General features: G+C 59.0%; 20 protein-coding genes. 17 read left to right on the top strand and 3 right to left on the bottom strand.

What is annotated here, in order from left to right:
• Nucleotides 1–3 precede the first annotated feature (3 nt).
• The 14 genes from JDW18_RS07155 (at nucleotide 4) to JDW18_RS07220 (ending at nucleotide 17,209) form a co-directional block, all read left to right on the top strand.
• The gene (locus tag JDW18_RS07155; RefSeq protein WP_218242987.1) at nucleotides 4–795 is read left to right on the top strand and encodes an SDR family oxidoreductase; all 792 of its coding nucleotides are present in this window, start codon (nucleotides 4–6) and stop codon (nucleotides 793–795) included.
• 18 nt (nucleotides 796–813) lie between these two features.
• Nucleotides 814–1,764 (top strand): Zn-ribbon domain-containing OB-fold protein, encoded by a 951-nt coding sequence (locus tag JDW18_RS07160; RefSeq protein ID WP_218242988.1) that lies wholly within the window; start codon nucleotides 814–816, stop codon nucleotides 1,762–1,764.
• A 17-nt stretch (nucleotides 1,765–1,781) separates the two neighbouring features.
• Nucleotides 1,782–2,888 carry an acyl-CoA dehydrogenase family protein gene (locus JDW18_RS07165; RefSeq protein ID WP_218242989.1) on the top strand — a complete coding sequence of 369 codons (1,107 nt, stop codon included), beginning with the start codon at nucleotides 1,782–1,784 and terminating at the stop codon, nucleotides 2,886–2,888.
• A 14-nt stretch (nucleotides 2,889–2,902) separates the two neighbouring features.
• Nucleotides 2,903–3,319: a MaoC family dehydratase gene (locus JDW18_RS07170; protein ID WP_218242990.1), complete on the top strand. Its 417-nt coding sequence runs from the start codon at nucleotides 2,903–2,905 to the stop codon at nucleotides 3,317–3,319.
• Between the two features lie 31 nt (nucleotides 3,320–3,350).
• Nucleotides 3,351–4,523, top strand: coding sequence for a lipid-transfer protein (locus JDW18_RS07175; RefSeq protein WP_218243798.1), 1,173 nt, complete (start codon nucleotides 3,351–3,353; stop codon nucleotides 4,521–4,523).
• A gap of 16 nt (nucleotides 4,524–4,539) precedes the next feature.
• Complete coding sequence (locus tag JDW18_RS07180; protein ID WP_218242991.1) at nucleotides 4,540–5,721, top strand: acyl-CoA dehydrogenase family protein; 1,182 nt, start codon at nucleotides 4,540–4,542, stop codon at nucleotides 5,719–5,721.
• Nucleotides 5,722–5,755: 34 nt separating this feature from the next.
• Complete coding sequence (locus JDW18_RS07185; protein WP_218242992.1) at nucleotides 5,756–7,567, top strand: long-chain-acyl-CoA synthetase; 1,812 nt, start codon at nucleotides 5,756–5,758, stop codon at nucleotides 7,565–7,567.
• Nucleotides 7,560–8,627 carry an MBL fold metallo-hydrolase gene (locus tag JDW18_RS07190; RefSeq protein WP_218242993.1) on the top strand — a complete coding sequence of 356 codons (1,068 nt, stop codon included), beginning with the start codon at nucleotides 7,560–7,562 and terminating at the stop codon, nucleotides 8,625–8,627. Before JDW18_RS07185 ends, JDW18_RS07190 begins: the two co-directional genes overlap by 8 nt.
• A 12-nt stretch (nucleotides 8,628–8,639) precedes the next feature.
• Nucleotides 8,640–9,833 (top strand): acyl-CoA dehydrogenase family protein, encoded by a 1,194-nt coding sequence (locus tag JDW18_RS07195; RefSeq protein WP_218242994.1) that lies wholly within the window; start codon nucleotides 8,640–8,642, stop codon nucleotides 9,831–9,833.
• Nucleotides 9,834–9,992: 159 nt separating this feature from the next.
• On the top strand, nucleotides 9,993–11,120 hold the full coding sequence (locus tag JDW18_RS07200; protein WP_218242995.1) for an acyl-CoA dehydrogenase family protein: 1,128 nt from the start codon (nucleotides 9,993–9,995) through the stop codon (nucleotides 11,118–11,120).
• A 1-nt stretch (nucleotide 11,121) separates the two neighbouring features.
• Nucleotides 11,122–12,831 carry a class I adenylate-forming enzyme family protein gene (locus JDW18_RS07205; protein WP_218242996.1) on the top strand — a complete coding sequence of 570 codons (1,710 nt, stop codon included), beginning with the start codon at nucleotides 11,122–11,124 and terminating at the stop codon, nucleotides 12,829–12,831.
• Between the two features lie 276 nt (nucleotides 12,832–13,107).
• The gene (locus JDW18_RS07210) at nucleotides 13,108–14,487 is read left to right on the top strand and encodes a DUF1329 domain-containing protein (protein ID WP_218242997.1); all 1,380 of its coding nucleotides are present in this window, start codon (nucleotides 13,108–13,110) and stop codon (nucleotides 14,485–14,487) included.
• Between the two features lie 35 nt (nucleotides 14,488–14,522).
• Nucleotides 14,523–16,034: a DUF1302 domain-containing protein gene (locus JDW18_RS07215; protein ID WP_246610315.1), complete on the top strand. Its 1,512-nt coding sequence runs from the start codon at nucleotides 14,523–14,525 to the stop codon at nucleotides 16,032–16,034.
• Between the two features lie 71 nt (nucleotides 16,035–16,105).
• Nucleotides 16,106–17,209 carry a dienelactone hydrolase family protein gene (locus JDW18_RS07220; protein ID WP_246610317.1) on the top strand — a complete coding sequence of 368 codons (1,104 nt, stop codon included), beginning with the start codon at nucleotides 16,106–16,108 and terminating at the stop codon, nucleotides 17,207–17,209.
• 161 nt (nucleotides 17,210–17,370) lie between these two features.
• Here JDW18_RS07220 and JDW18_RS07225 read toward each other — a convergent pair whose 3' ends face one another.
• The 3 genes from JDW18_RS07225 to JDW18_RS07235 are packed head-to-tail and all read right to left on the bottom strand — an operon-like array spanning nucleotide 17,371 to nucleotide 21,298.
• A complete protein-coding gene (locus JDW18_RS07225) occupies nucleotides 17,371–17,829 on the bottom strand; it encodes a nuclear transport factor 2 family protein (RefSeq protein ID WP_218242999.1) in 459 nt (152 codons plus the stop codon).
• Nucleotides 17,829–20,300, bottom strand: coding sequence for an efflux RND transporter permease subunit (locus tag JDW18_RS07230; protein ID WP_218243000.1), 2,472 nt, complete (start codon nucleotides 20,298–20,300; stop codon nucleotides 17,829–17,831). The genes JDW18_RS07225 and JDW18_RS07230 overlap by 1 nt, the downstream gene beginning before the upstream one ends.
• Nucleotides 20,297–21,298 (bottom strand): WD40/YVTN/BNR-like repeat-containing protein, encoded by a 1,002-nt coding sequence (locus JDW18_RS07235; protein ID WP_218243001.1) that lies wholly within the window; start codon nucleotides 21,296–21,298, stop codon nucleotides 20,297–20,299. The genes JDW18_RS07230 and JDW18_RS07235 overlap by 4 nt, the downstream gene beginning before the upstream one ends.
• A 214-nt stretch (nucleotides 21,299–21,512) precedes the next feature.
• On the opposite strand from JDW18_RS07235, the gene JDW18_RS07240 reads away from it, so the two are divergent.
• The 3 genes from JDW18_RS07240 to JDW18_RS07250 all read left to right on the top strand — a co-directional run bounded on the left by JDW18_RS07240 (nucleotide 21,513) and on the right by JDW18_RS07250 (nucleotide 24,227).
• Nucleotides 21,513–22,727, top strand: coding sequence for a thiolase family protein (locus JDW18_RS07240; RefSeq protein WP_218243002.1), 1,215 nt, complete (start codon nucleotides 21,513–21,515; stop codon nucleotides 22,725–22,727).
• Nucleotides 22,728–22,730: 3 nt separating this feature from the next.
• A complete protein-coding gene (locus tag JDW18_RS07245) occupies nucleotides 22,731–23,675 on the top strand; it encodes a bifunctional OB-fold nucleic acid binding domain-containing protein/MaoC family dehydratase (protein ID WP_218243003.1) in 945 nt (314 codons plus the stop codon).
• A gap of 348 nt (nucleotides 23,676–24,023) precedes the next feature.
• Nucleotides 24,024–24,227, top strand: coding sequence for a hypothetical protein (locus tag JDW18_RS07250; RefSeq protein ID WP_218243004.1), 204 nt, complete (start codon nucleotides 24,024–24,026; stop codon nucleotides 24,225–24,227).
• Nucleotides 24,228–24,354 lie beyond the last annotated feature (127 nt).

Here is a 24,354-nt window from a genome sequence, read left to right on the forward strand (position 1 = left end):
ACCATGGATACGAATACCGACTTTCAAAAACAAGTGGTTCTGGTGACCGGTGGCACCAAGGGCATCGGCAAGGGCATTGCGCAGGCCTTTTTGGCCGCGGGTGCCACGGTGGTGGTCTGTGGTCGTCAGCAGCCTGAAGAGCTGCCGGCAGCCGCTGGCCGCACGGCCGACTTCATTGCCTGCGATGTGCGCGAAGCCGCTGCGGTCAAGGAGCTGGTCGATGAGGTGCAGCGCCGTCACGGTCATCTGGACGTACTCATCAACAACGCTGGCGGCGCGCCCAATGTGGACGCTGCAACAGTATCGCCACGCTTTCACGAAAGCGTGCTGCGTCTGAATCTTTTCTCGACTCTGCATGCATCGCAGGCGGCCAACGCCGTGATGCAGCAGCAAGACAGCGGCGGCGTGATCGTCTGCATCGGCAGTATCAGCGCACTGCGCCCTTCGCCCGGAACCGCTGCCTACGGCGCGGCCAAGGCGGCGGTGCTGAGTCTGGTCAGCTCGCTGGCTGTGGAGTGGGCGCCCAAGGTGCGCGTGGTGGCCGTGAGCCCCGGTCTGGTGCGCACTGAGCAGTCGCACCTGCACTTTGGCGACGAGGCCGGTATTGCCTCGGTGGCGCAAACCATTCCAGCAGGCCGACTGGCCGAGCCGCAAGACATTGCCAATGCCTGCCTCTATGTGGCGTCCAAGAACGCTTCCTATATGAGCGGAACCAATTTGCTGCTGCATGGCGGTGGTGAACGTCCTGCGTTTCTGAGTGCTTCGAACTCGGATTCCGTACAAAAAAATCACTGAATTTCAAAGGAGACAATCTTGACTGATCAAGACTGGATGGCAGAAGCCCGCGCATTTGTGGGCAAGCAGTACGGGCGTGTTCTCGCCTGGGACAAGGTCAACAGCGCCATGATTCGTCAGTGGTGCGAGTTGATGGGCGTGGCCGTGAAGACCAACAAGGAAGGCAAGGTCATTGCTCCTCCCGCCATGCTGCAGGTCTGGTGCATGGAAGGCCCTGTACAGAACAACTACCCGCCTGGCTCCACCACGGAGAACCCCTATGAAGTCCTGAAGCTGATCGAAGCGCATGACTTTCCGTCCACCGTGGCGGTGAACTCCGAGCTGACTTTCGATCGCGATGTGGTCGAAGGCGAAGACCTGTACTACACCACGCGTCTGGACAGCATCAGCGAGCAAAAGACTACCGGTCTGGGTACGGGCTACTTTGTCACGCTGATCATGGACTACTTCTCCAAGGCCGCCAGCAATGGCGCAGACGAGAAGGTCGGCCAGCTGATGTTCCGCGTCTTCAAGTTCCGCCCTGCCCATGTGCACACGCCCGCTCCTGCGGCTGCCGAAGCTGCGGCTCCCAAGCCCAAGCGCCCAGCGCCCGGTGTGAGCGATGACAACCGCTTCTTCTGGGAAGGTGCCAAGCAGGGCAAGCTGCTGATTCAGCATTGCAAGAGCTGCAACGACCTGCACCACCCTCCAGGCCCTGTCTGCCCCAAGTGCCATTCGTTTGACTGGGACACGGTCGAAGCCAGTGGCAAGGGCACGGTTTACTCCTTCGTGGTCATGCATTACCCCGAAGTGCCGCCTTTCGACCATCCAAACCCCATCGGCCTGATCGAGCTGGAAGAGGGCGTGCGCCTGATTGCGCAACTGGTGGGCATCAAGCCCGGCGATGTAAAGATTGGCCAGAAGGTGCAAGTGGAGTTCAACACCTTTGACGGTGATCTGACTCTGCCCCAGTTCCGTCCCGTAGCCTGATCGCGAGGAGACAAGTCATGGACTTTCAACTCTCAGAAGATCAGCGGGCGTTTGCCGACATGGCGCAAAGCCTGTTTGCCGACTACTGCACGGACGACAAGCTGCGCGAGCACGACACATCGGGCCGTCCTTATATGGAAGACCTGTGGCAGCAATGCGTGTCTGCAGGCCTGCACAGCATTCTGGTGCCTGAGTCTGCAGGTGGCCTGGGACTGGGTGCCACAGAACTGATGGCCGTGCTGGAGCAGCAAGGCCGTGCGCTGGCGCAGGTTCCGCTGTGGCCGCAGCAAGTGGCCACGGCCGCTCTGGTCAAGTTTGGTCAGGATGTGGATTCCGTGATCGAGTCCGCCATGGCGGGCGAGTTGATCGCACTGTCGCTGGAGAGCGTGGTGGCCAGCCGTGGCCCCGATCTGTTCTTCAAGGGCAATGTGCTCAACGGCAAGCTCAACGCCGTGGCACTGGGTGCGCAGGCCAATGTGGCCCTGGTTGCCGCAGCGACCGAAAGCGGTGAATGCAAGCTGGTTCTGGTGAATCTGCAAGCCCCGGGCGTGAGCCGTGTGCAGGGCATGCGCCAGGACTACTGCGCAGTGGCCGACATCAGCTTTGCCAGCACCCCTGTGCTGGCCGTGCTGGGTGGCCGTGCGCTGGACTGGGTCAGCGAGCAGACCATTGCCAGTCTGGCAAGCCTGCAGCAGGGCGTGACTCAGGAGCAGCTGCGCCGCACCGTGGAATATGTGAGCGAGCGCAAGCAGTTCGATCGCCCCATTGGCACTTTCCAGCTGGCGCAAGGCCAGATGGCTGACGGCTACATCCTCATGCAGGCTCAGCGCAGCGCCTTGTCGCAGCTGCTGTGGCGTCTGGATGCCGCTCTGCCCTGCGTGCCGCAGGCGCATGCCGTGCGTGCCCAGTCCAATGAACTGGGCCTGAAGGTTGGCCGAGTGGCGCAGCACCTGCATGGCGGCATGGGCGTGGATGTGACCTATCACATTCACCGCTACCTGTTCTGGTGCCGCGCACTGGCCGCTGAATTTGGCGGTGCAGGCTACCACCTCGAAGCGCTGGGCCAGTGGCTGGCCGACAACGACAACCTCGGCTGGAAGTACGACCTGCCCGAAGACCGCTAAAGGAATCTCACATCATGGCTAACCAAACACCTCGCTTTGAATCGGTCAACGTCGGCGACGAACTCCAGTCCCTGAGCGTGCCCATCACCGTGCCTCTGATTGCCGGCGGCGCCATTGCTACGCGTGACTATTTCCCCGGTCACCATGACCGTGATGCTGCGCGTGAGCTGGGCTCTCCCCACATCTTCATGAACATCCTGACCACCAACGGTCTGGTGCAGAACTTTGTTGAAACCTGGGCTGGCCCCGAGGCTCGTCTGATGGATCTGAAGATTCGTCTGGGCGCTCCCAACTACCCCGGCGACACCATGAAGTTCACCGGCTCCGTGACTGAGAAGAACGATGCCACGCGCAGCGTGCAGATCACATTGAAGGGCGCCAACTCCATGGGCTCCCACGTCAGCGGCACTGTGCAAGTGGCCCTGCCTTAAAACAAGAAGCGGAGACATTCCTGTGAACGATATGAATATTTCCGGTCGCGCCGCCATTGCGGGTCTTGGCGCTACAGAATTTTCCAAGAACTCCGGCCGTACCGAGTTGCGTCTGGCCATGGAAGCTACGCTGGCTGCGCTGGCTGATGCGGGCATTGACCCGAAGGAAGTGGACGGCTTTTCCTCTTACTCCGTGGACAAGGTTCCCGAGTACGAAATCGCCCGCCTGCTGGGTGCGCGCAATGTGAGCTTCTTCTCGCAAGTGCCTCACGGCGGTGGCGCAGCCTGCGGCCCCGTGCTGCATGCAGCCATGGCCGTGGCTACCGGCATTGCCAAGACCGTGGTGGTGTACCGCGCGATGAATGAGCGCAGCTGGTACCGCTTTGGCACCGGAAGCTATGGTTTTGGTAGCTCGCCCTTCTTTGATAACGTGAACTATGGCTGGTACATGCCCCATGGTTTCCACACGCCTGCATCGTGGGTAGGTATGTTTGCCCGCCGCTATATGCACGCCTTTGGCGCGACTAGCGAAGACTTTGGCCGTGTGGCCGTGGCCGTGCGTGACTTTGCCGCAACCAACCCGAATGCCTTCTTCTACGGCAAGCCCATTACGCTGGAAGAGCACCAGGCCAGCCGCTGGATCTGCGAGCCTTTGCACTTGCTGGACTGCTGCCAGGAGTCCGACGGTGCCGTGGCCATGGTCATCACTTCCAGCGACCGTGCGCGTGACCTGAAGGCCAAGCCCGTGTTCATCAAGGCCGCCGCTCAAGGTATCTCGGATGGCCAGCAGTCCATGACTTCGTTCTACCGCGAAGACATCACCGGTCTGCCTGAAATGGGCCATGTGGCCAATCAGCTGTGGAAACAGGCCAAGCTGACTCCCCAGGATGTGCAAAGCGCGGTTCTGTACGACCACTTCTCGCCTTTTGTGTTACCTCAGCTCGAAGAGTTCGGTTTCGTCAAGCGCGGCGAAGCCAAGGACTTCATCCGTGCCGGTGAACATGCGCGCGGTGGCTCTCTGCCCATCAACACCCACGGCGGTCAGCTGGGTGAAGCCTATATCCACGGTATGAACGGTATTGCCGAAGCGGTGCGTCAGATTCGTGGCACATCGGTGAACCAGGTCAAGGACGTGCACAACATGGTGGTGACTGCCGGTACCGGCGTGCCTACCAGCGGCCTGATCCTGGGCGACCGCGCTTGATTGAAAGGGGCAAACCATGTTCATTGATTTGACCCCAGAGCAGCACGCACTTCGCCTGAAGTGCCGTGACTACTTTCAGAATCTGATGACGCCTGAACTCAAGGCCCGCATGCGCGGTGCCGAAGGTGGCGACGAGTACCGCGACATCATCCGCAAGATGGGGCGCGACGGCTGGCTGGCCATTGGCTGGCCCAAGGAGTTTGGCGGCCAGGGCCTGTCGGCCACCGAGCAGCTGATCTTCTTTGAAGAAGCCAATATTGCCGGCGCTCCTCTGCCTTTCGTGACCATCAGCACCGTGGGCCCTGCGCTCATGGAGCATGGCACCGAAGCGCAGAAGAAGGAGTTTCTGCCTGGCATGGCCAGCGGCGACATTATCTTCGCCATTGGATACTCTGAAGCGGGCGCGGGCTCTGACCTGGCCATGCTCAAGACCCAGGCCGAACTCAAGGGCGATCTGAACACCGGCCACTTTGTGGTCAATGGTCAAAAGCTCTGGACTTCGGGCATCGAGTCTGCCGACTATGTGTGGCTGGCTGCGCGTACCAATCAGGAGCTGGCGCGCCACAAGGGTATTTCCATCATGGTGGTGGATACCAAGGCCAAGGGCTTCTCGCACACGCTGATTCAGACCGTGGGCAACTTCACAGCTGCCACTTATTTCGACAATGTGGAAGTGCCTGCCTCACGTCTGATTGGTCAGCTCAACGGCGGCTGGAAGCTGATTACCGCTCAGCTCAACCACGAGCGTCTGGGTCTGGGGGCATGGTCGGACAAGGTGTTTGCGCCGTTCACCAAAGTGCTGCAGTGGGCCAAGGCCAAGGATGAGCATGGCCGCCGCGCCGTCGATCAAGCCTGGGTGCGCCAGGGCCTTGCCGAGTGCTATGCCCGCATCGAAGCCATGCGCCTGACCAACTTCCGCATTGCGGCCAGTCTGGAAGCCGGTGCCATGGACGTGAGTCTGGCATCTGCCACCAAGGTCTATGGCTCTGAAGGCATGGTCGAAGTGCTGCACAAGCTGATGGACATTGTGGGCGGCAGCGCCACGGTGCGTGGTGGTTCTGCCGCAGCCTTTCTGATGGGCGAGCTTGAGTACGAAATTCGTTCCTCCCCCATTAATACCTTCGGCGGTGGTACCAACGAGATCCAGCGCGAGCTGATTGCCCAGTTCGGTCTGGGTATGCCGCGCCCCCAGCGCTGATCAATCACAGATAACAACAACGAGGAGACATGTGATGAGTGCAACTGGCACTGTTTCTCGCGAGCAGACACAACAAAAGCTGGATCTGCGTGGCCCGGTGGCTGCGCGCTATATGGCGTCCACGCCCTACACCACGGCCGACCGTCTGGAAGATTGCGCCCGCGATTTTGGCGAGCGCATCTTCCTGACGGAAGGTGATGTGCGCTACACCTACGCGCAGCTCAACCAGCATGCCAACCAGGTAGCCCGTGCGCTGCATGCGCAAGGTGTGAAAAAGGGTGATGTGGTGGCCATGGCCATCGAAAATCGCCCCGCTTTCTTCTTTGCCTGGTTTGGCATTGCCAAGCTGGGTGCTGTGGCCGCATTCATCAACACCCATGTCAGCGGCAAGCCGCTGGTGCACGCGCTGGAAGTGACCAGCGCCAAGGCCGTCATCGTGGGTGAAGAGTGCGCAGGCCGCTTTGCCGAGACCGATGGACTGGATACCCGCCTGACCTACTGGCACTGGCCTGACGAGGAGCGCCGTGCCGAGTCTGGCGTGCTGGACCAGTTTGGCGCCAATCTGCAGGCGCTGGCCATGGCGGAAGATGGCAGCGAAACGCCCAAGGAATGGCGCGAAGGTGTGAAGGCTGGTGATACGGCTCAGTACATCTTCACTTCCGGCACGACCGGCTTGCCCAAGGCGGCTGTCATCAGCCATGCACGCTGGCTGATGGCCGGTGACTCCATGCAGGTTCTGTGGGAAATCACCATGGACGATTGCTTCTACTGCTTCCTGCCGCTGTACCACGGCGCGGCCTCCATGTCGCTGACATCAACGGCCATGAGCGCAGGCGCCCGCATTGTGGTGCGCCGCAAGTTCAGCCGCAGCGAATTCTGGAAGGATATTCGCCAGCACGGCATTACTTTCTGCCAGTACGTGGGCGAGATCTGCCGCTTTTTGTTGACCGATGCTGCAGCGGCCAACGACAAGCAGCACACGCTGCGCAAGATGGCGGGTACAGGCCTGACGCCCGAAATCTGGCAGCAGTGGACATCGCGCTTTGGCGAGCAGTTCCAGATCTATGAAGGCTGGGGTGGCACAGAATCCAACACCAATACCATCAATCTGGACAACCGCATTGGTTCCTGCGGCCGCGTGCCGTTCTGGGAGAAGACCAATCTGCGTCTGGTGCGCTACGACCAGGAAAAAGGCGATTACATCCGCGACGAAAACGGCTTTCTGCAACTGGCAGCGGTGAACGAACCGGGTGAAGCCATTGGCATGGTGATCAACTACCCCGATGTGGTTGCAGGCCGCTTCGAGGGCTATACCAACGCCGAGGCTTCCGAGAAGAAACTGCTGCGCAATGTCTTCCAGCAAGGCGATGTGTGGTGGACTTCGGGTGACTTGCTGCGCTGCGATGAGGATGGCTACTGCTGGTTTGTGGACCGCATTGGCGACACCTTCCGCTGGAAGAGCGAGAACGTCTCGACCATGGAAGTCAGCGATGCGCTGGGTGATTTCACGGGTCTTGACGCCATCACCGTCTATGGCGTTCATGTGCCCGGTCACGGTGGCCGCGCCGGTATGGCAGCCCTGGTGATGAACGAGGGTGCACAGTTTGACCCCAAGGCTTTCTGGGAACTGGCTCTGGCCCGTCTGCCGCGTTATGCAGCGCCCATGTTTGTGCGCCTGATGGACACGCCCGACATGACGGGCAATTACAAGCTGCGCAAGGTCGATCTGCAAAAGCATGGCTATGACAGTGCGCAGACCAGCGACCCGCTGTTTGTGCGCAATGACAAGCTCAAGACCTATGTGCCCGTGACGGCTGCCAGCGTTGAGGAGGCCCTGCGTGGATAACGCGGCCGCCAAGGAACGTGAGCGCATCAAGCCCCCTGATGTGCTCAAGTACCCGTTCGAGCCCCCAAAGGCCGACGGCAGTCATGTGGAGATTGCGCCTGGCCTGTTGTGGCTGCGCATGCCCATGCCCATGGCTCTGGACCATATCAACGTCTATCTGCTCAAGGATGGCGACGGCTGGGCGCTGGTGGATACAGGGCTGGGAATCCCGCGTACTTTTGAGTTGTGGGAGCAGATATTCACCGAGAAGTTTGCGGGTCAGCCGCTGACGCGAGTGATCTGCACGCACTGCCACTACGACCACGCTGGCGCGGCTTGGTGGCTGCAGGAGCGGTTCAATGTGCCGCTGATCATGACCTTTGGCGAGTTCATGATGCTGCGTTCGCTGATGGGGCCACCGCCCGATCCGCTGCCGCAGTCGCACCGCGACTTCTACGCCCGAGCCGGTGTGACGGATGAAGAGCTGGACAAGATGGTCGGAGCCATGCGCAAAGACCCGTTCATGCCTCGTCATCCTGGCAACTACCAGCGCATTCGCGGTGGTGAGGTGCTACAGATTGGTGAGCGCGAATGGCGCGTAGTGATTGGTGAAGGCCATTCGCCTGAGCATGCCTGTCTCTATAACGAGGCAGACGGCATTCTGCTGGCGGGCGACCAGGTGTTGCCGCGCATCACCTCGAACGTGATGGTCAGTCCGGTAGAGCCTGAGGGTAATCCGCTCAAGTTCTGGCTGGATTCGCTGCAACGTCTGCACAGCCTGCCCGCAGATACGCTGGTACTGCCTTCGCATCAGGGTGTCTTCTATGGCCTGCACGATCGCCTGAATCAGGTGCGTGAGCACCATGAGCAGCAGTTCGAGCTGGTCAGGGAATATCTGGCAGAAGTTGGCAAGGCCAGCGCTGCCGAATTGATGGTGGTGCTGTTCCCGCGGCTGCGCGGCCCGGTCGACAGACTGATGGCCCTAGGGGAAACCATAGCCCATTTAAACCTGCTTAAACAGGCAGGAGTGCTTTTGCGTCAGCCTGGCGCAGGCAAGATTGAGTATTTTTCGTTGGCCTGAGTTGAGGATGCCATGACGGAACTAGAAACATTCAAACAAGAAGTCGCACAGTGGCTGCAGGAAAACTGCCCGGCCAGCATGCGCAGACCCATCGTGTCCGAAGAGATGGTGTGGGGTAGCTCCAAGCTGCAGTTCCTCAATGAGGATCAGAAGCTGTGGTTTGAGCGCATGCGTGACCGAGGCTGGTTTGCGCCGTCGTGGCCGAAGGAATACGGCGGTGGCGGCCTGTCGCCAAAGGAAGCTCGTATTCTTGAAACCGAGATGGCCCGCCTGGGCTGCCGCCAGCCCCAGTACAACCTGGGTGTGTGGATGCTGGGCCCGGTGCTGGTGGAAGTCGGCACCCATGAGCAAAAGCTGGAGCATCTGGTTCCCATGATGCGTGGAGAGCAGCGCTGGTGCCAGGGCTTTTCTGAACCCAATGCCGGTTCGGACCTGGCCAGCCTCAAGACATCGGCCAGGCGTGTGAGCGACGAGCAGGGCGAAGCCTATATCGTCAATGGCGGCAAGATCTGGACTTCGGACGGCGACAAGGGCGACTGGATGTACGCCCTGGTGCGCACCAGCAACGAAGGCAAGAAGCAGGATGGCATCAGCTTCCTGCTGATCGACATGAACAGCCCTGGCGTGACGGTCAAGCCGATCGAGCTGATCAGCGGCAAGTCCAGCTTCTGCCAGGTGTTCTTTGACGACGTGCGTGTGCCCGTGCGCCAGCTGGTTGGCAAGGAAGGCGAAGGCTGGTCGCTGGCTAAGAAGCTGCTGCAGCATGAGCGCGCCGCCATGTCCAAGTTCACCGAAGGCGGTGCACCGTCGCACGATGCACTCAAGACCGCACTGCCTTACATGGTGGACGAGCAAGGCAAGGTTGATAAGCCCGTGCTGCGCGACAAGCTGGCCAGTGTGCTGATGGATGCACAGGCCTTTGCGCTGACTCACCGTTACGTGACCGAGAAGGCACTGGCCCGCAAGGATGTCTCAGGCCCGTCCAGCATCATGAAGCTGGTGCAGACCGAGCAGGAAGTGGCCAAGTACGAACTGCTGGAGCAGGCGCTGGGCATGCGTGGTCTGGGCTGGGAGGGCGAAGACTTCAGCGCCGATGAGCTGGAAGTCTGCCGCGCCTGGCTGCGGTCCAAGAGCTACACCATTGCGGGCGGTAGCTCCGAGGTGCAGCTGAACATCATTGCCAAGCGGGTGCTTGAGCTTCCGTAACCCCCTGAGGCGCCGCGCGCCTTCCCCCTTTGTCGCTTCGCGCAAGGGGGACGACGCCCTCGCCGCAAGGCGGCTCTTGCTCGGCGTCCCTGAGTTGGAGCCTGGGGGCGTGGCGATCTGTGCTGCTTGCAAATATAGAAATCAATTGGAGACAAGAATATGACCATGCTTTTGTCGCAAGAGCAAGAATTGCTCAAGGACAGCGCCATCGCCTTTTTGGCTGAGGAAGCGCCGGTTGCCCAGCAGCGTCGTCTGCGGGATGAAAAGGTCAAGCAGGGCTTTGACGATGAGACCTGGCAGCAGATGGTGGAGATGGGCTGGCCCGTGGCCGTGCTGCCAGAAGAACATGATGGGCTGGCTGCAGGCTATCTGGGTTTGGGCAGCGTGTTTGAGGCCATTGGCCGCAATCTGTCTGCGCAGCCGCTGCTGAGTCAGGCGGTCATGGCTCCCGAGCTGCTGATTCGTGCGGGTTCCAAAGCGCAGCAGTCTCACTGGCTGCCCTTGCTGGCCGCTGGTGAAGCACGCATTGCCGTGGCTACCGATGAAAAGTCTGGCGAGCACCTGCCTGCCAAGCTCTCGACGATCACGACCCAGACGGGCACGGGCTGGAGCCTGAGCGGCGAGAAGTCCTTTGTGATTGATGCGGTTGGTGCCAATGCACTGATCGTGCTGGCGGCTTCTGCCGAAGGTGCCCCAGGCTTGTGGCTGGTGCCTGCGGACGCTCAAGGTGTCACAGTGCATCACGTCGCAATGGTCGACAGCCGCAATATGGCGCGCGTGCAGTTTGACAAGGTCGCACTGACGGCTGAGATGGCACTGGTGGCCATGCCTGCAACTCAGGCGCTGGATGAGGTGCTGGATCGCGCCCGTGCTTGCCTGGCTGCAGAGGCTCTGGGCCTGCTGCGTGAAGTGTTTGAGCGCACGGTTGCCTATCTGAAGGAGCGTGTGCAGTTCGATACGGTGATTGGTTCTTTCCAAGCGCTGCAGCACCGTGCATCGCGCCTGTATGTTGAGCTGGAGCTGCTGGAGAGCTGCGTGCTGGCGGCGCTGGAGGCGATCGATTCGGGCCGTGAATCCAGGGTGGCAGAGCATGCGAGTCTGGCCAAGGCCAAGGCCTCCGACCTGTGCGAGAGGCTGTGCAACGAAGCCATTCAGCTGCACGGTGGCATTGGGGTGACCGATGAACTCGATATCGGTCTGTTCTTCAAGCGCGCTCGCGTGCTGCAGCGCTTGCTGGGGGATGGTGGCTATCACCGCGCCCGTTTTGCCCAGTTGAAAGGCTTCTGAGATGAGCACCCCCAGCAATGTTTCTATCGGTGAAACCATCAAGGGCATTCGTGCCCGCCTGACTTCGCCCGGCGCGCCGTTTGAGCTGCAGCAGGCCACGCTGGCCGATGGCCGCAGTTTCACCAGCTACCGCAATGCCTTCCAGACCCTGCCTCAGCTGCTCAATGCCGGGCGTGCCCATGGCGCAGCGGAGTTCATGGTCTATGGCGAGGATCGCTGGACCTTTGATCGCTTCTTTGCAGCAGTTGATGCCGTGGCAAGCCGACTGCAAAAGCAGCAAGGCGTGAAGGCGGGCGATCGCATTGCCATCGCCATGCGTAACCGTCCAGAGTGGGCAGTGGCATTTGCGGCTGCAGCCTCCATCGGTGCCGTGCCGGTGCCCATCAATAGCTTTGGTCTGACCAGCGAGCTGATGAGCAATCTGGAGGACACCACGCCCACCTGGTTGATTTGCGACGCAGACCGCTTTGAGCGAGTCAAGCAGACCATTGGCGCGACGGGGATCAAGGTCACCGTGGTCGATGGAGAAGAGGGCGATGTTGCCTGGAGTTCATTGGTTGCAAGTGGTCATGGCGGATGGGATGCCCCCGTTCTGCAGGCCGACGACACGGCCTTGATTCTGTTCACATCGGGTGCGACCAGTCGTGCCAAGGGCGTGGAGTCCACGCACCGTGCTGTGTGCCAGGCGATTTTCAATATCGACTACATCGGCGCAGTTGCTGCCATGACCTCGCCCGATGCCGTCGCTGCCATCATGGCGCGCCAGCTGCAGCCCACCATTCTGTCTGCCGTTCCGCTGTTCCATGTCAGCGGACTGCATGCCCAGCTGCTGACCAGCTTGCGCCATGGACGGCGTCTGATCTTTGTCCATCGCTGGGATCCAGAAAAGGCGGTGGAGCTGATTCAGAAAGAGAAGGTCACGCAGTTCAATGGTGCACCCAGCATGGTGCAGCAGCTCATCAATATTCCAGGCTTTGAGCGCCCCGAGATTTCGGGAAATCTGTCTGGGGTGGGCTTTGGCGGCGGTGCATTGCACCCACGCCTGATTGATGAAGTACTGGGCAAGTTCAGCGGCCGTATGTCTGGCATTGGCTTTGGTTTGACGGAGTCCAATGGTGTGTGTGCAGGCAGCTCAGGGCGCATGTTTGAAGCGCACCCGCGCAGTGCAGGCGTACTCTCGCCCATCATTGATGTGCGCATTGCCGATCTGGATGGCCAGCCTTTGCCAGAGGGGCAGGCTGGTGAAGTCTGGCTGCGTGGCGTGACGCTGATGGAGCGTTATTGGGGCGATGAAGAGTCCACAAACAACGCCGTGCACGATGGCTGGTTCCGTACCGGAGATATAGGCGTTTTGGACGATGAGGGTTTCATCACCATCGTTGATCGCATCAAGGATGTGATCAATCGCAGCGGTGAAAAAATTGCGGCTGCAGAGGTTGAAGCCTGTCTTTTGCTGCATGAAGGTCTGGAGGAGGCCGCAGTCTTCTCGATGCCGCATGAGGTGACGGGAGAGCAGGTGGTTGCCGTAGTCGTTGGCAAGCCGCAGACGTCGCTTTCCGAGGCATTGCTGCGCGAATTTGTCTCGCAGCGACTGGCTGGCTACAAGGTTCCCAACAAGATTCTGGTGCGCGATCAGCCGCTGCCGCGCAACCCTGCTGGAAAAATGCTCAAAGCTTCCATTCGCAAGGAATTTGAGCACCTGGTTGTGTGATTTTGATGAGTGAGATGCGCTGAAAATTTCAGTGCATCTGCATCCCTGTTTACCCTTGTGAAACCCGCTCCAGCGCAAGCTGCAGCGGGTTTTTCATTGGGGATTTGAAGTGCGAAAACTGGCTAGGGTCTGTCAGTAGTCTCATCAGACGATGGGAAAAAAGTTCGACAGAGCGAGTATCCGCTTGCCATCACAGGCGAGGCAAAAAGAGCAACAGATGGCGATGCCAGTTTGTAGCACTTTCAAAAAATAAGTTCCAGAACCTAGGAGACAGAGATGAAGTTTGTAGAAGCCAAGACTCAACTCGCGGTAGCAGTGGGTTTGATGCTTGCAACATCGGTATGGGCGAAGGTACCGGCAAGCGAGGCGGAGCAGCTGGGCAAAGAGCTGACATGCGTTGGCGCCATCAAGGCGGGCAACAAGGAAGGCACGATTCCCGAGTTCACCGGCAAGTGGGCAGGCGCGCCCGCTGGCGTGGCTCATACGCCCCATAGCGGCAAGCATCCTGTGGATGTCTATGCGAATGAAAAGCCAATTTTCAGCATCACGGCTGAAAATCTGGATAAGTATGCAGACAAGCTGAGTGATGGTCAGAAGGCCATGTTCAAGAAGTACCCTGCGACTTTCCGAATCCCCGTGTATCAGGGGCACCGTGATTTCCGTTACCCCGATTACGTCTGCGAAATTGCGAAGAAGAATGCTCTGGAATCGGAAGTGATTGAAAACGGCCTGGCGATCAAGGGCTATTTTGGTGCGATCAACTTCCCTATTCCCAAGAATGGTCTGGAGCTGCTCTGGAATAACCAGTTGCCAACGCGCGCAGCCTCTGAAACCATCATCCGTGACATGGCCAACGTGCTGTCCGATGGCTCCATGAGTTTTGGCCGCATGCTGAACCAGAATCTGGATCGAGTGAACGACCCGGAAAATCGTGGCAAGCCCGTGGAAGGCATTCAGGCATACAGCCAGACAAAGGGCTTGCTGCCAGAGCGTGAGAAAGGCGGGGTGACCAACTCGGTTGAACCCGTGAATTACGCGAAGGACAAGCGTCTGGCGTGGAGCTATGACCCCGGTACTCGTCGTGTGCGTCAGGTGCCTGAGTATGGTTTCGACCAGCCTATGACTGGTACCGGCGGCAAGATGACGATTGACTCGGATCGTTTCTTCAATGGCTCACCCGAGCGCTACAACTGGAAGTCGCTTGGCAAGAAGGAAATGTATGTTCCTGCCAATAACTTCAAGATTCACCAGCCAACCGTGAAGTACGCGGATCTGCTGAAAGTGAATCACGCAAATCCCGATTTCATGCGCTACGAACTGCGCCGCGTCTGGGTTCTGGAAGGCACCTTGAAGGAAGGCTTCCGCCATGTGTATGGCAAGCGTGTGATGTTCCTGGATGAGGACACCGGCCAGGCTGTGGTTTCGGACTTCTACGATGCCCGTGGTCAGTTGTGGCAGCACGCATTGATCAACTACTACTACTCGTACGACATCAATGCTTGGCATGCAGGAACTTCGTTCTATCACGACCTTAATTCCGGCGGCTACATGGGCTACAACCTTTTCCAGGAACGTCCCGTTGGACCGATTCTGAACAAGGGCAACCTGACCCCAGCCATGTACACGCCCGAAGCCGCACGTAACGCTGGCAACTAAGTTTTATCAACGAGCGACTGACTATGAAAAAAAACATGAAGAAACTCACCCCCATTGCAGTGGCCGCACTGCTGTCTCTGGGCATGGGTGCTGTTCACGCGGGGGAGACGATCGAATTTGGTGATGGCTACAAATTCGACTGGCGTCTGAACATGAGCTATGGCCTGGGTGTTCGCCTGGGGAACCCCTCTCCCGTGATTGCCTCTGATGGTAATAACAACTTTAAGAAGGGTTCGCTCACGGCAAATCGCCTGGGTGCAGTCTGGGAAAGCAAATTTTCCAAGGGCGACAGCGGCTTTGTTCTGAATGCAAGTACCTTCTATGACGATGTGTACCACCAGACCAATGACAACCCTAATAAGTACATTTCCACGGGCGGTACTCCCAACGAGTTCACGTCTGCAGCCAAGCGCTATGGTGGTGGCTATTCGCGTCTGCTCGATACGTATGCATACACCAGCTTCAACATGGGTGAAACCCGTGCCACGGTGCGTGTTGGTAAGCAGGTGGTGAACTGGGGCGAGTCCATGTACTTCGCCAATATCGCTGGAGCCCAAGGCCCCAGCGATGCGGCAAAGTCGGCTTCTCCTGGTGCTGAAATCAAGGAAATTCTGCTGCCTGAAGATCAGATCTCAGCGTCGCTGGAAGTCAGCCCCAAGCTCTCGCTGCTGGCGCACTACCAGTTTGGCTTCCATGAAACGCTTTTGCCAGCCGTTGGTATGTACACCAGCACTGCTAACGCTGTGGGCCCAGGCACTACCTGCGCATACAACGTGGGCGCTGCGTGCTACTCCAAGTACCGTGGAGATATTCGTCCGAGCAGTTCCGGCCAGTTTGGTATCGGTGGTCGCTATCGTGTGACGGATGAAACGGAAGTTGGCGTTTATTACCTGAACTACAACGATCGCTCTCCTAGTGTTATCAGCGATGGCCGAGGCGGTTACAACATCCGATATTTTGACGATATCAAGATGCTGGCCTCCACTGTGAGCACGACCTTTGGTAAGTTCTCGGCATTCGGTGAAGCCAGCTACCGCAAGGGCACTCCCGTGTCTGTGAATTTAACGGCGGGATCGACTACCGGTACTGTGGTTCGCGGCGATGTGATTCAAGGTAACGTGGGTGGCATCTTCAATATCGGGCGCACCGGTTTTGCGGATGACGTTAGCTTGGCTGCTGAAGTTTCTGGTTCTCGAGTGATGAGCGTGGATCAAGGCAGCACTGCTGCCATGAACTACCAGACGCGTAACTCTCTGGTTGCTGGTGCGACACTGACACTGGGCTATCCAGGTATCTTCGAAGGCTGGGATTTGACCGTGCCTATCAGCTACCAGAGCCAGATCAGTGGCCGTGCGACTGTGGGGACTTTCGGTGGTGGTCAGGGTGACAGCCGTCTGAGCATCGGTGCGACATTTGTGCGTAAGAGCAATCTGTCCATCAACGTTGCCTACATCAACTACTTAGGCAATCCTTCGATGGATACATTGCGCTATCGCACCATGACAGACCGCGACCAGCTGTCTGTAACTGCCAAGTACTCGTTCTGATTTTCAGCAACGAGCCCTCTCACAAAAGCCCGGGCCTCCCGGGCTTTTGTGTCTGAGATGGGAGTAAGCAAATGCAATTCATGATCCCTCAGAAATGGTCTGTGCTGGCCCTGGCTGCATCTGCGTTATGCGCAGCTTCTGCCAGCGCGCAGTCCATGTTCGATGCCTTGCCGCCTCTGCCCAAGGTGATTCCGATGATGCCGCCTACCGAGCTTCACAGCGATACCCAGGGTGAGATCAAATTCAAATCCAGCAGTCCGTATGACCTGGATGTGCTACTTAGTCAGCCCGCCAAGGCCGAACCCACGATGGGCATGGGCAAGCTGTTCTTGCCCAAGGGCGCCAGTGCGAAGAAGCAGGTTCCTGCCATGGTCGTTTTGCCTGGTGGTGCTGGTGCCATTCCCGGGCGTGAGAATGAAACTGCGCAGATGCTGGCGGACAACGGCATTGCGGCGCTGCTGGTCGATAACTTCAAACCACGCGGTATCAGCGAAGAGATGCCGTATGCGCTCAAGGTCATGGGGACTTCTGAGTTTGATGCCGTGGCGGATGCCTATGCGGCGCTCAAGGCATTGAACAAGCACCCCGCCATTGATGGCTGGCGCATTGGAGTGATGGGCTTTTCCAAGGGCGGTATTGCTGCGCGAATGAGCATGGATGCACGCATTCGCGACAAACTGGCACCGTTCATTCAGCCTTTTGCCTTGCATGTGGACTTCTATGGGCCATGCTATTCACTGCTGCAATCGCGCAAGACAACAGGTGCGCCGCTGCTCAGTTTCAGAGCCGGAGAAGATGCTTCCAACGACCTGGTGGCCTGCGCACAGCAGGAGAGAATCTTGCGTGAAGCAGGCTCTGAAGTTAGTACCGTGGTTTACGCGAAGGCAGGGCATGACTGGGAGAGCGACAAGCCACGCGAGATGACGAATCGTCCTTACCTGGCGGGTTGCACCATAGAGTTCAACGACAAGGACTTTCCTGTGCTTAATGGTCAGCCCCTGATTCCTGCGGGAGCGCAGGCTGATCGTCAGACGCGCTACAAGATTCGTGTGCAGAGCGGCAAAGCGCTGGGCGACTGCGTCAAGGTGGGCTATATGGCCGGGCGCGATGAGACGGCGCGCAGCCTGGCCAACAAGCAGATGCTGCAGTTTCTCAAGGTGAAGTTTGAGCAGTAAGGAAATTTCTGCTTTTATCTCCGGGCCAGCATCTGCTGGCCTTTTTTATGCCAATGGCAGCTCTTGCCTGTATTGAATATGCGTTGAATGCTATCTTTTTGATAATGCAATGAAAAAGCCGCGCAGCTTTGAAGTGCGCGGCTTTTGCGAAGAGTAAGTAATCAGGGCGCAGGTTGCAGCACTGATTTGTCTCCCATATCCAGCAGCATGGTCATGCTGCGCTTTTGAATGCGCCAGCCTTCTGCACGCTGCACCCACTCATCTTCATAGAAGCCAATGGCGTCATAACGCAGATGAGAGCGCTCGCCCAGCCCCTGGTGCGATGCGCGCACATAGATCTTGCTGCGCGGGTGCGCAGGATCGCTTGCATCGACCTGCAGATTGCCAAGCAGGTGCTGCGTAGGCCCGCAGCCATCCAGGTGGGTGCTGATCATGCGGCGAACCTTGGCCACACCTTCGCAGACGTAGCTGCCGCCATAGACGGTGGTGCAGTCGGGGGTAAACACTTCTGAAAGCAGGTCCCAGTTGCGTGTGTCGCAGACGGTGGCGTAGCGAATCAGGGTCTGGCTCAAAGCATGCTCCAGAAGGAGCTGCTCCAGCGATGTTGGAGCAGTTTGCATTACACCTTCCCGTTGACGGAGGATTGAGGTTCAGGCTTGAGCATGCCACCGCCAGCTGCAGCGGCTGTTTTGTTGCCACCAGCCTTGGGCTGCTTTTGCTGACGCTTGATGCGTGACTTGGCTTCTGCAACGCCGACGTTGAGCCAGTAGGCCATGGCCGGCAGCAGGAAGATGGCGCCGAGCATGTTCACCAGGAACATGAAGGCCAGCAAGATGCCCATGTCCGCCTGGAACTTGAGCGCGGAGAACGCCCAGGTGCCCACGCCGATGGACATGGTCAGTGCGGTGAAGATGGCTGCATTGCCGCGCTGGCGCATGGCTTCGTAGAAGGCTTCACGCAGTGTGATGTCGCGCTCGCGCAGCTCGTGCTGCATGCTCTCGAACAGGTAGATGCCGTAGTCCACACCCACACCCACGCCCAGTGCCACCACGGGCAGCGTAGGAACCTTCAGGCCAATGCCCAGCATGGCCATCAAGGCATTGCAGAGGATGGAGACGATGGCCAGTGGCACAACGATGCACAGCACGGCGCGCCAGCTGCGGAAGGTGAGCCAGCACAGGATGGTGATGGCGCCGAAGATGGAGCCCAGCATCTGCACTTCAGCGTGTTCCACGGCTTCGTTGGTGGCGGCTGCCACGCCAGCGTTGCCGCCAGCCAGCTTGAAGGTGACGTTGGGTGTCTTGTCCGAGTCGATGAAGCTGCGCACTTCGTTGACCACATGGGTCAGGGTGGCGCCTTCATGGTCCTTCAGGAAGACCTGCAGGTTGATGACCTTGCAGCCTTCGGTGTTCAGGCCCAGGTCTGGCGACAGGGCCTTGGCGCCGGAGCGCAAAGATGCTTCGGTGCGCTGCAGCGCTGCCCAGCGCGGGTTGCCTTCGTTGTTGCTGGAAGCTGCAATCTTGGCCAGACCCGAGACCGTGGAGACGGACTGCACGCCATCCACACGGCGCATGCGGGCGTCAAAGCGCTCGACCGCGTTCATCACCTGCCAGTTCAGGCAACCTTCTTCGATGTTGGAGGTTTCAACAAACACCGACAGCACATCCATGCCGATGGAGTAGTTGCTGATGATGTTGTCGTTGTCGCGGTTGTAGCGCGATTCGGCACGCAGCTCGGGAGCGCCGGTGCCCACGTCGCCGGTCAGCAGGTGGCGCGACTCGTAGGTTCCCACGGCCAGCAGGCCCAGCGAAACCACCAGTGTCAGCAGCGCGGGACGGCCTTCGGACAGCGCCGAGAGCTTCCACCAGATGGGGTTGCGGCCGTTGGCGGTGGAGGAGGGTGCTTCCAGAGCCTTCTTTTCCAGACGCAGATTGGCCAGCACGGCAGGCAGGAAGATCTTGTTGGTGATGATCATCAGCAGCACGCCCATGCAGGCGGTCACGCCCAGTTCGTGCACGATGGGAATGTCGATCAGCATGATGACCATAAAGCCCAGGGCGTTGGTCAGCAGTGCCAGTGCGCCGGGGATGGCCAGCTTGCGAATCGAGTTCTCTGCGGCCAGCTTGGCATTCAGGCCTGCGCGCACATCGTGCTTCCAGGCACCCGTCATCTGCACCGCGTGAGAAACGCCGATGGAGAAGATCAGGAAGGGCACGAGAATCGACATGGGGTCAATGCCATAGCCAATCAGCGGCAGAATGCCCAGCAGCCAGATCACAGGCAGCAGCGCTACCGCCAGACCCACCACGGTGAGGTTGGTGGACTTGGTGTACATGCGCAGCATGATGGCCGTGATGACAAAGGCGATGGCAAAGAACGTCATCACTGTGGACAGGCCGTCCATCACATCGCCCAGCACCTTGGAAAAACCAATGATGTGGATGGAGATATCCTTGCCTTCAAACTTGCTGCGGATCTCGTCGAGGCGTTGTGCAACCTTGTGGTAGTCCAGCTTTTCGCCTGTCTTGGGATCGACTTCCAGCAGGTCGGCGCGCACCATGGCGGACTTCAGATCGTTGCTGACCAGCGAGCCAATCTGGCCGGACTTGGCCACGTTGGAGCGCACCTGTGCCAGACCTTGTTCATTGGCTTCAAAACGCGAAGGAATCAGCACCTCGCCCACATAGCCGTCTTCGGTGATTTCGATGTATTTCACGTTCGGAGTGAACAGCGAATACACCTGACCGCGGTTGACGCCGGGGGTGAAGAAAACTTCATCGGTTACGCCGCGCAGAGCGTCAAGGAATTCCTTGTTGTAGATGTCGCCCTGGCCCTTCCATTCCACGCTGACCAGAATGCGGTTGGCACCCGAAAAGGTGCTGGAGTGCTTGAGGAAGGCTTCCATGTACGCGTGGCGCATGGGGATCAGCTTGTTGAAGCCGGGGTCCAGATGCGTGCGCAGTGCCGAGACGCCCAGCAGCGCTGTGGCAATCAGGGTCAGCACAACAATGGTCTTGCTCCAGGAGATCAGCCAGCGTGCGGTGGTTGCGATGAACCGGTCCAGAGGGGTTACGGGTTCGGTCAATGTCATTGCTTGGCTCCTTGCGCAGCTTGCGGGGCTGCCTTGGCCTGTGGGGGGAAGGGCTGCAGCCCTGCGTCGCTGGAGATCCAGCCGTTGTTGGCGCTGGTCAGAACAATGTCTGTCAGCGTGGCGCGGCCCTTGGCACGCTCCAGGCTGAAGCTCTTGCCGCCGTCCTTGCTCAGGCCCAGCATGCTGCCCTGTCCGACCAGAACAATGGTTCCGTCAGTTTCCTGGGCATGGCCGAAGAAGGAGACAGGCGCGGGAACCTGCGATTTGGCCCAGGCCTCACCGGGGGCGGGCTGCAGGAACACATTGCCGCGCATGCCGTAGATCAGCCAGCCGCCTTCCTTGGTGGGCATGGCGTTGTAGAACGAGCCGTTGTAGAACGCGGGCTCGGTCTGCCAGGTGGCGCCTGCATCGTCGGACTTGAGTACCAGCCCACGCTCGCCCACGATCAGCCAGTGCTGCTGATCTGCAGAGCTGGCAATGCGGTTCATGTGCTTGTCTTCGACCTCTGCGGGCAGAGTCATGGGCTGCCAGGTCTGGCCGCCATCCTTGGATTCCAGTGCACGGCCAAATGCACCCACGGTGATCCAGTCACCAGAGGGAAGGCGTGCGATGGACATCAGCGGCTCGCCGTTTTCCTTGGAGAAAGCCATTTCCTCCCAGGTGCTGCCGCCATCCTTGGTGCGCAGAATCCAGCCTTCGTGGCCTACGGCAAAGCCGGTCTTTTTGTCGGGTGCAAAGGCAACGCTGACGATCAGTGCCTGGCGATCCTGGCTCAGCTTTGCAGGGGTCCAGTGAGCGCCCTTGTCGTCCGAGTAGAGGATCTCGCCCATGGCGCCCACGGTCAGGATACGGTCGCCGACCTGGGTGATGGCATTGAAATGGGTGCGCTCCACGCCGATGGACGTGGGTGCAAGAGGTGGTGGTGTGCGAGGTGCAAAGGCCAGCGCAGAGGCAAATGCCACCAATGCTGCTGCGCCTATACCGACGGCTGTTTTCACGTTGTCTCCTTGTTCAGTCTTCTTGCGGCTAGTGGGTGAGCCAAAAACCTAGGGCCGAGATTGTTGTTTGGGAGGTTTTGAAACATCGTCCGAATGGACGTCAGCTTGGTGAAACGAGGGTTACTCCGGGGCAGAATTCTTAGTCTGCATTGACGATGGTTCCGGCCCTCTTCGTTCTCACAATGAGGCAATACTTTCTAGTAAAGGGAGACATATGGGTTTGCAAGGAAAAGCGGCGCTGGTAGGCGCTGCGCAGTACAAGCCTGAGAAGTACGCGACCGCGCCGCGCATGTTCCATCTGGAGCAAGTGGCCGATCTGACGCTGCAGGCACTCGAAGACGCGGGCATGGAACTGTCCGAACTGGACGGGCTGATTACCAGCGGTCCGCACTTTCATGAAGCCAGCAGCTTTGTGCCGGCCATGGCAGGTGAATACTTGGGCATTCCACTGAACTTCGCCGAAGTGGTGGACCTGGGTGGCGCCAGCTCGGTGGCCATGGTCTGGCGTGCCGCTGCGGCCATTGAAATGGGCCTGTGCAACACGGTGGCCTGCGTGCTGCCCTCGCGCATGACGCCTTATTCCGAATATGACGACCACTTCAAGGAAGTCATGAAGAGCAGCCGCTTTGGCGGCCACAGCACACGCTTTGGCGCTCCTGAAGCGGAAATGGACCTGCCTTACGGCCATATGGCGCAAAACACGGGCTACGCCATGATTGCCCAGCGCTACAAGGCCATCTACGGCTATGACCCGGCAGCACTGGCGCGCATCAGCGTGGACCAGCGCTTCAATGCCTGCCACAACCCCAATGCCATGTTCTACGGTCAGCCCATCACGGTCGATGACGTGCTGAACTCGCGCATGGTGGCAGACCCTCTGCACGTGCTGGAAATCGTGTTGCCCGCCGCAGGTGGTGGCGCCATGATCGTCACACGTGCCGACCGCGCCAAGACGACCAAGAACCGCCCCGTCAGCATCATCGGTTGCGGCGAGCATGTCAGCAGCAAGTCGCCCACATACATGGCCGACATGCTCAAGACCCCCATTGGCCCGGCATCTGCCAAGGCGTTCGAGATGGCTGGTCTGAAGCCTTCGGACATGCACATGGCACAGATCTATGACTGCTACACCATCACCGTCATGCTGACGCTGGAAGACGCAGGCTTCTGCGAAAAAGGCAAGGGCATGGAGTTCCTCAAGAACAACGACTTCACCTTCAAGGGCAACTTCCCCATGAACACCCACGGTGGTCAGCTCAGCTTCGGCCAGTCGGGCACGGCGGGCGGCATGTCGCAGGTGATCGAGGCGATTCACCAGATTCAGGGCCGTGCAGGCGATCGCCAGCTGGCGCGCAATGATCTGGCCTATGTGTCCGGTACCGGTGGTGTGATGAGCGAGCAGGGCGCGTTGATCCTGCGGGGAGCATAAGAAATGGCCTGGAACAAACCTCTTCCCCGTCCCACGGAAATCTCGGCACCCTACTGGGAGGGTCTGAAGGCTCACGAAGTTCGCATTCAGCAGTGCGATCGTGGACATTCGATCTTTTTCCCGCGTACCCATTGCCCCGTCTGCGGTTCGCGCTCCTTGAAGTGGAGCAAAGTCAGCGGCGAAGGCACGCTGTATAGCTTCACCATTGCGCGCATTCCCACCATGCCCGAGTTCACGGACGAGATGCCCCAGGCACTGGCGGTGGTCGAACTCAAGGAAGGCGTTCGTATCAACACCACCATGGTGGGTGTGGATCCCGAAACGCTGAAGATCGGCATGGCTGTGCGCCCGGTGTTTGATGAGCGCCCTGTCGAAGTCACGCTGCTGCGCTTTACCGACAAGAACGGCAGCTATCCTTCCATTATCAAGGCGGAGAGCGAAGAAGTGGCTGCTCCCGCTGCGGTGCAGGAAGATGCAGCGCCCAAGCGCCAGATCTCCGTCAAGGACATCGACGCGATGAAGTCGCTGGTTTCCGAGGAGTACAGCCCCTGGTCCAACGAGTTTGCGGTGACGCAGGACGTGATCAATGGCTTTGCCAAGCTCTCGGGCGACGATTACTGGATCCACACCGATCCAGAAAAAGCCAAGACCGACAGCCCCTTTGGCACCACCATCGCCCACGGCGCGCTGGTGCAGGTGCTGGCCAGCCAGCTCAAGATTCCGCTGGACTTTGAAGTGGTCGGCTTCAACAACATGGTCAATTACGGCTCTGACCGTCTGCGCTTCCCCACGCCAGTGCCCTCGGGTTGCAAGATCCGCGCACGCTGCCGCATCAAGGCGGTGGAGCAGGTCAAGAGCGGCGTGCAGATGACGATGGAGATCAACATCCACGTGGTGGGCCAGGACCGTCCGGCCGTCATCAACGATCTGGTGATTCTCTACATGTAATCGTCAGCGCCCGGGCGGTGGTGGCTGACCCGGGTTGGTTCAATTTCTTCAAGGTTAGGGGCTTTGCGCAGGCAGAGCCCCTTTTTTTGCCTGCTTCCGAAGGGCGGTTTCAAAACTGATAGCTGCAAGCGCATGGCATGTAAGCGCTCTGAATTGAATGCGATCTCAATTCTTTTTGGAGAAAGCGGGAGGTGCTCATTTTTTTTGAAAGAGACACGTCCTGTTGAAAGCGAAATTCAAGGGTTGTCACCTAAGTAAATACCTGCTCATCAAATTGGACGATGTTGGAAATTCTGCGCTGGCGATACTGCTGACAAAAGAGCCTCAGAGCCTGTTAAGGAGACAACGATGAAAAAGCATTTCAACCTGCTGAACACCTTCAGAATTCTCATGCTGCTCGCTGCGGCGCTGGCGCTGTATCTGCCTGCCATGAACATGCCCCAGAATGCGGTGGCGGGGCCGCATGCAGACGCTCAGACCAAGCTGCCAGAGGGAATTCGTCTGGCCAGCGCCCAGACCTCCTGGCAGGCGGTAGCGGCCCTGGCCTATTGAACGCGGATGCTCCCGGGGGCCGTCAGTGCTTCCCGCTAGCCTGTGTTGACCGCGTGCAGGGTTAGCGCACCTTGCAACGCTTGGGTTTTGCTTGTGACTGGCTGCGTCATCCTTCTTTCGGATGGCT

This window comes from Comamonas fluminis, from assembly GCF_019186805.1.
Classification (GTDB): Bacteria; Pseudomonadota; Gammaproteobacteria; order Burkholderiales; family Burkholderiaceae_C; genus Comamonas; species Comamonas fluminis.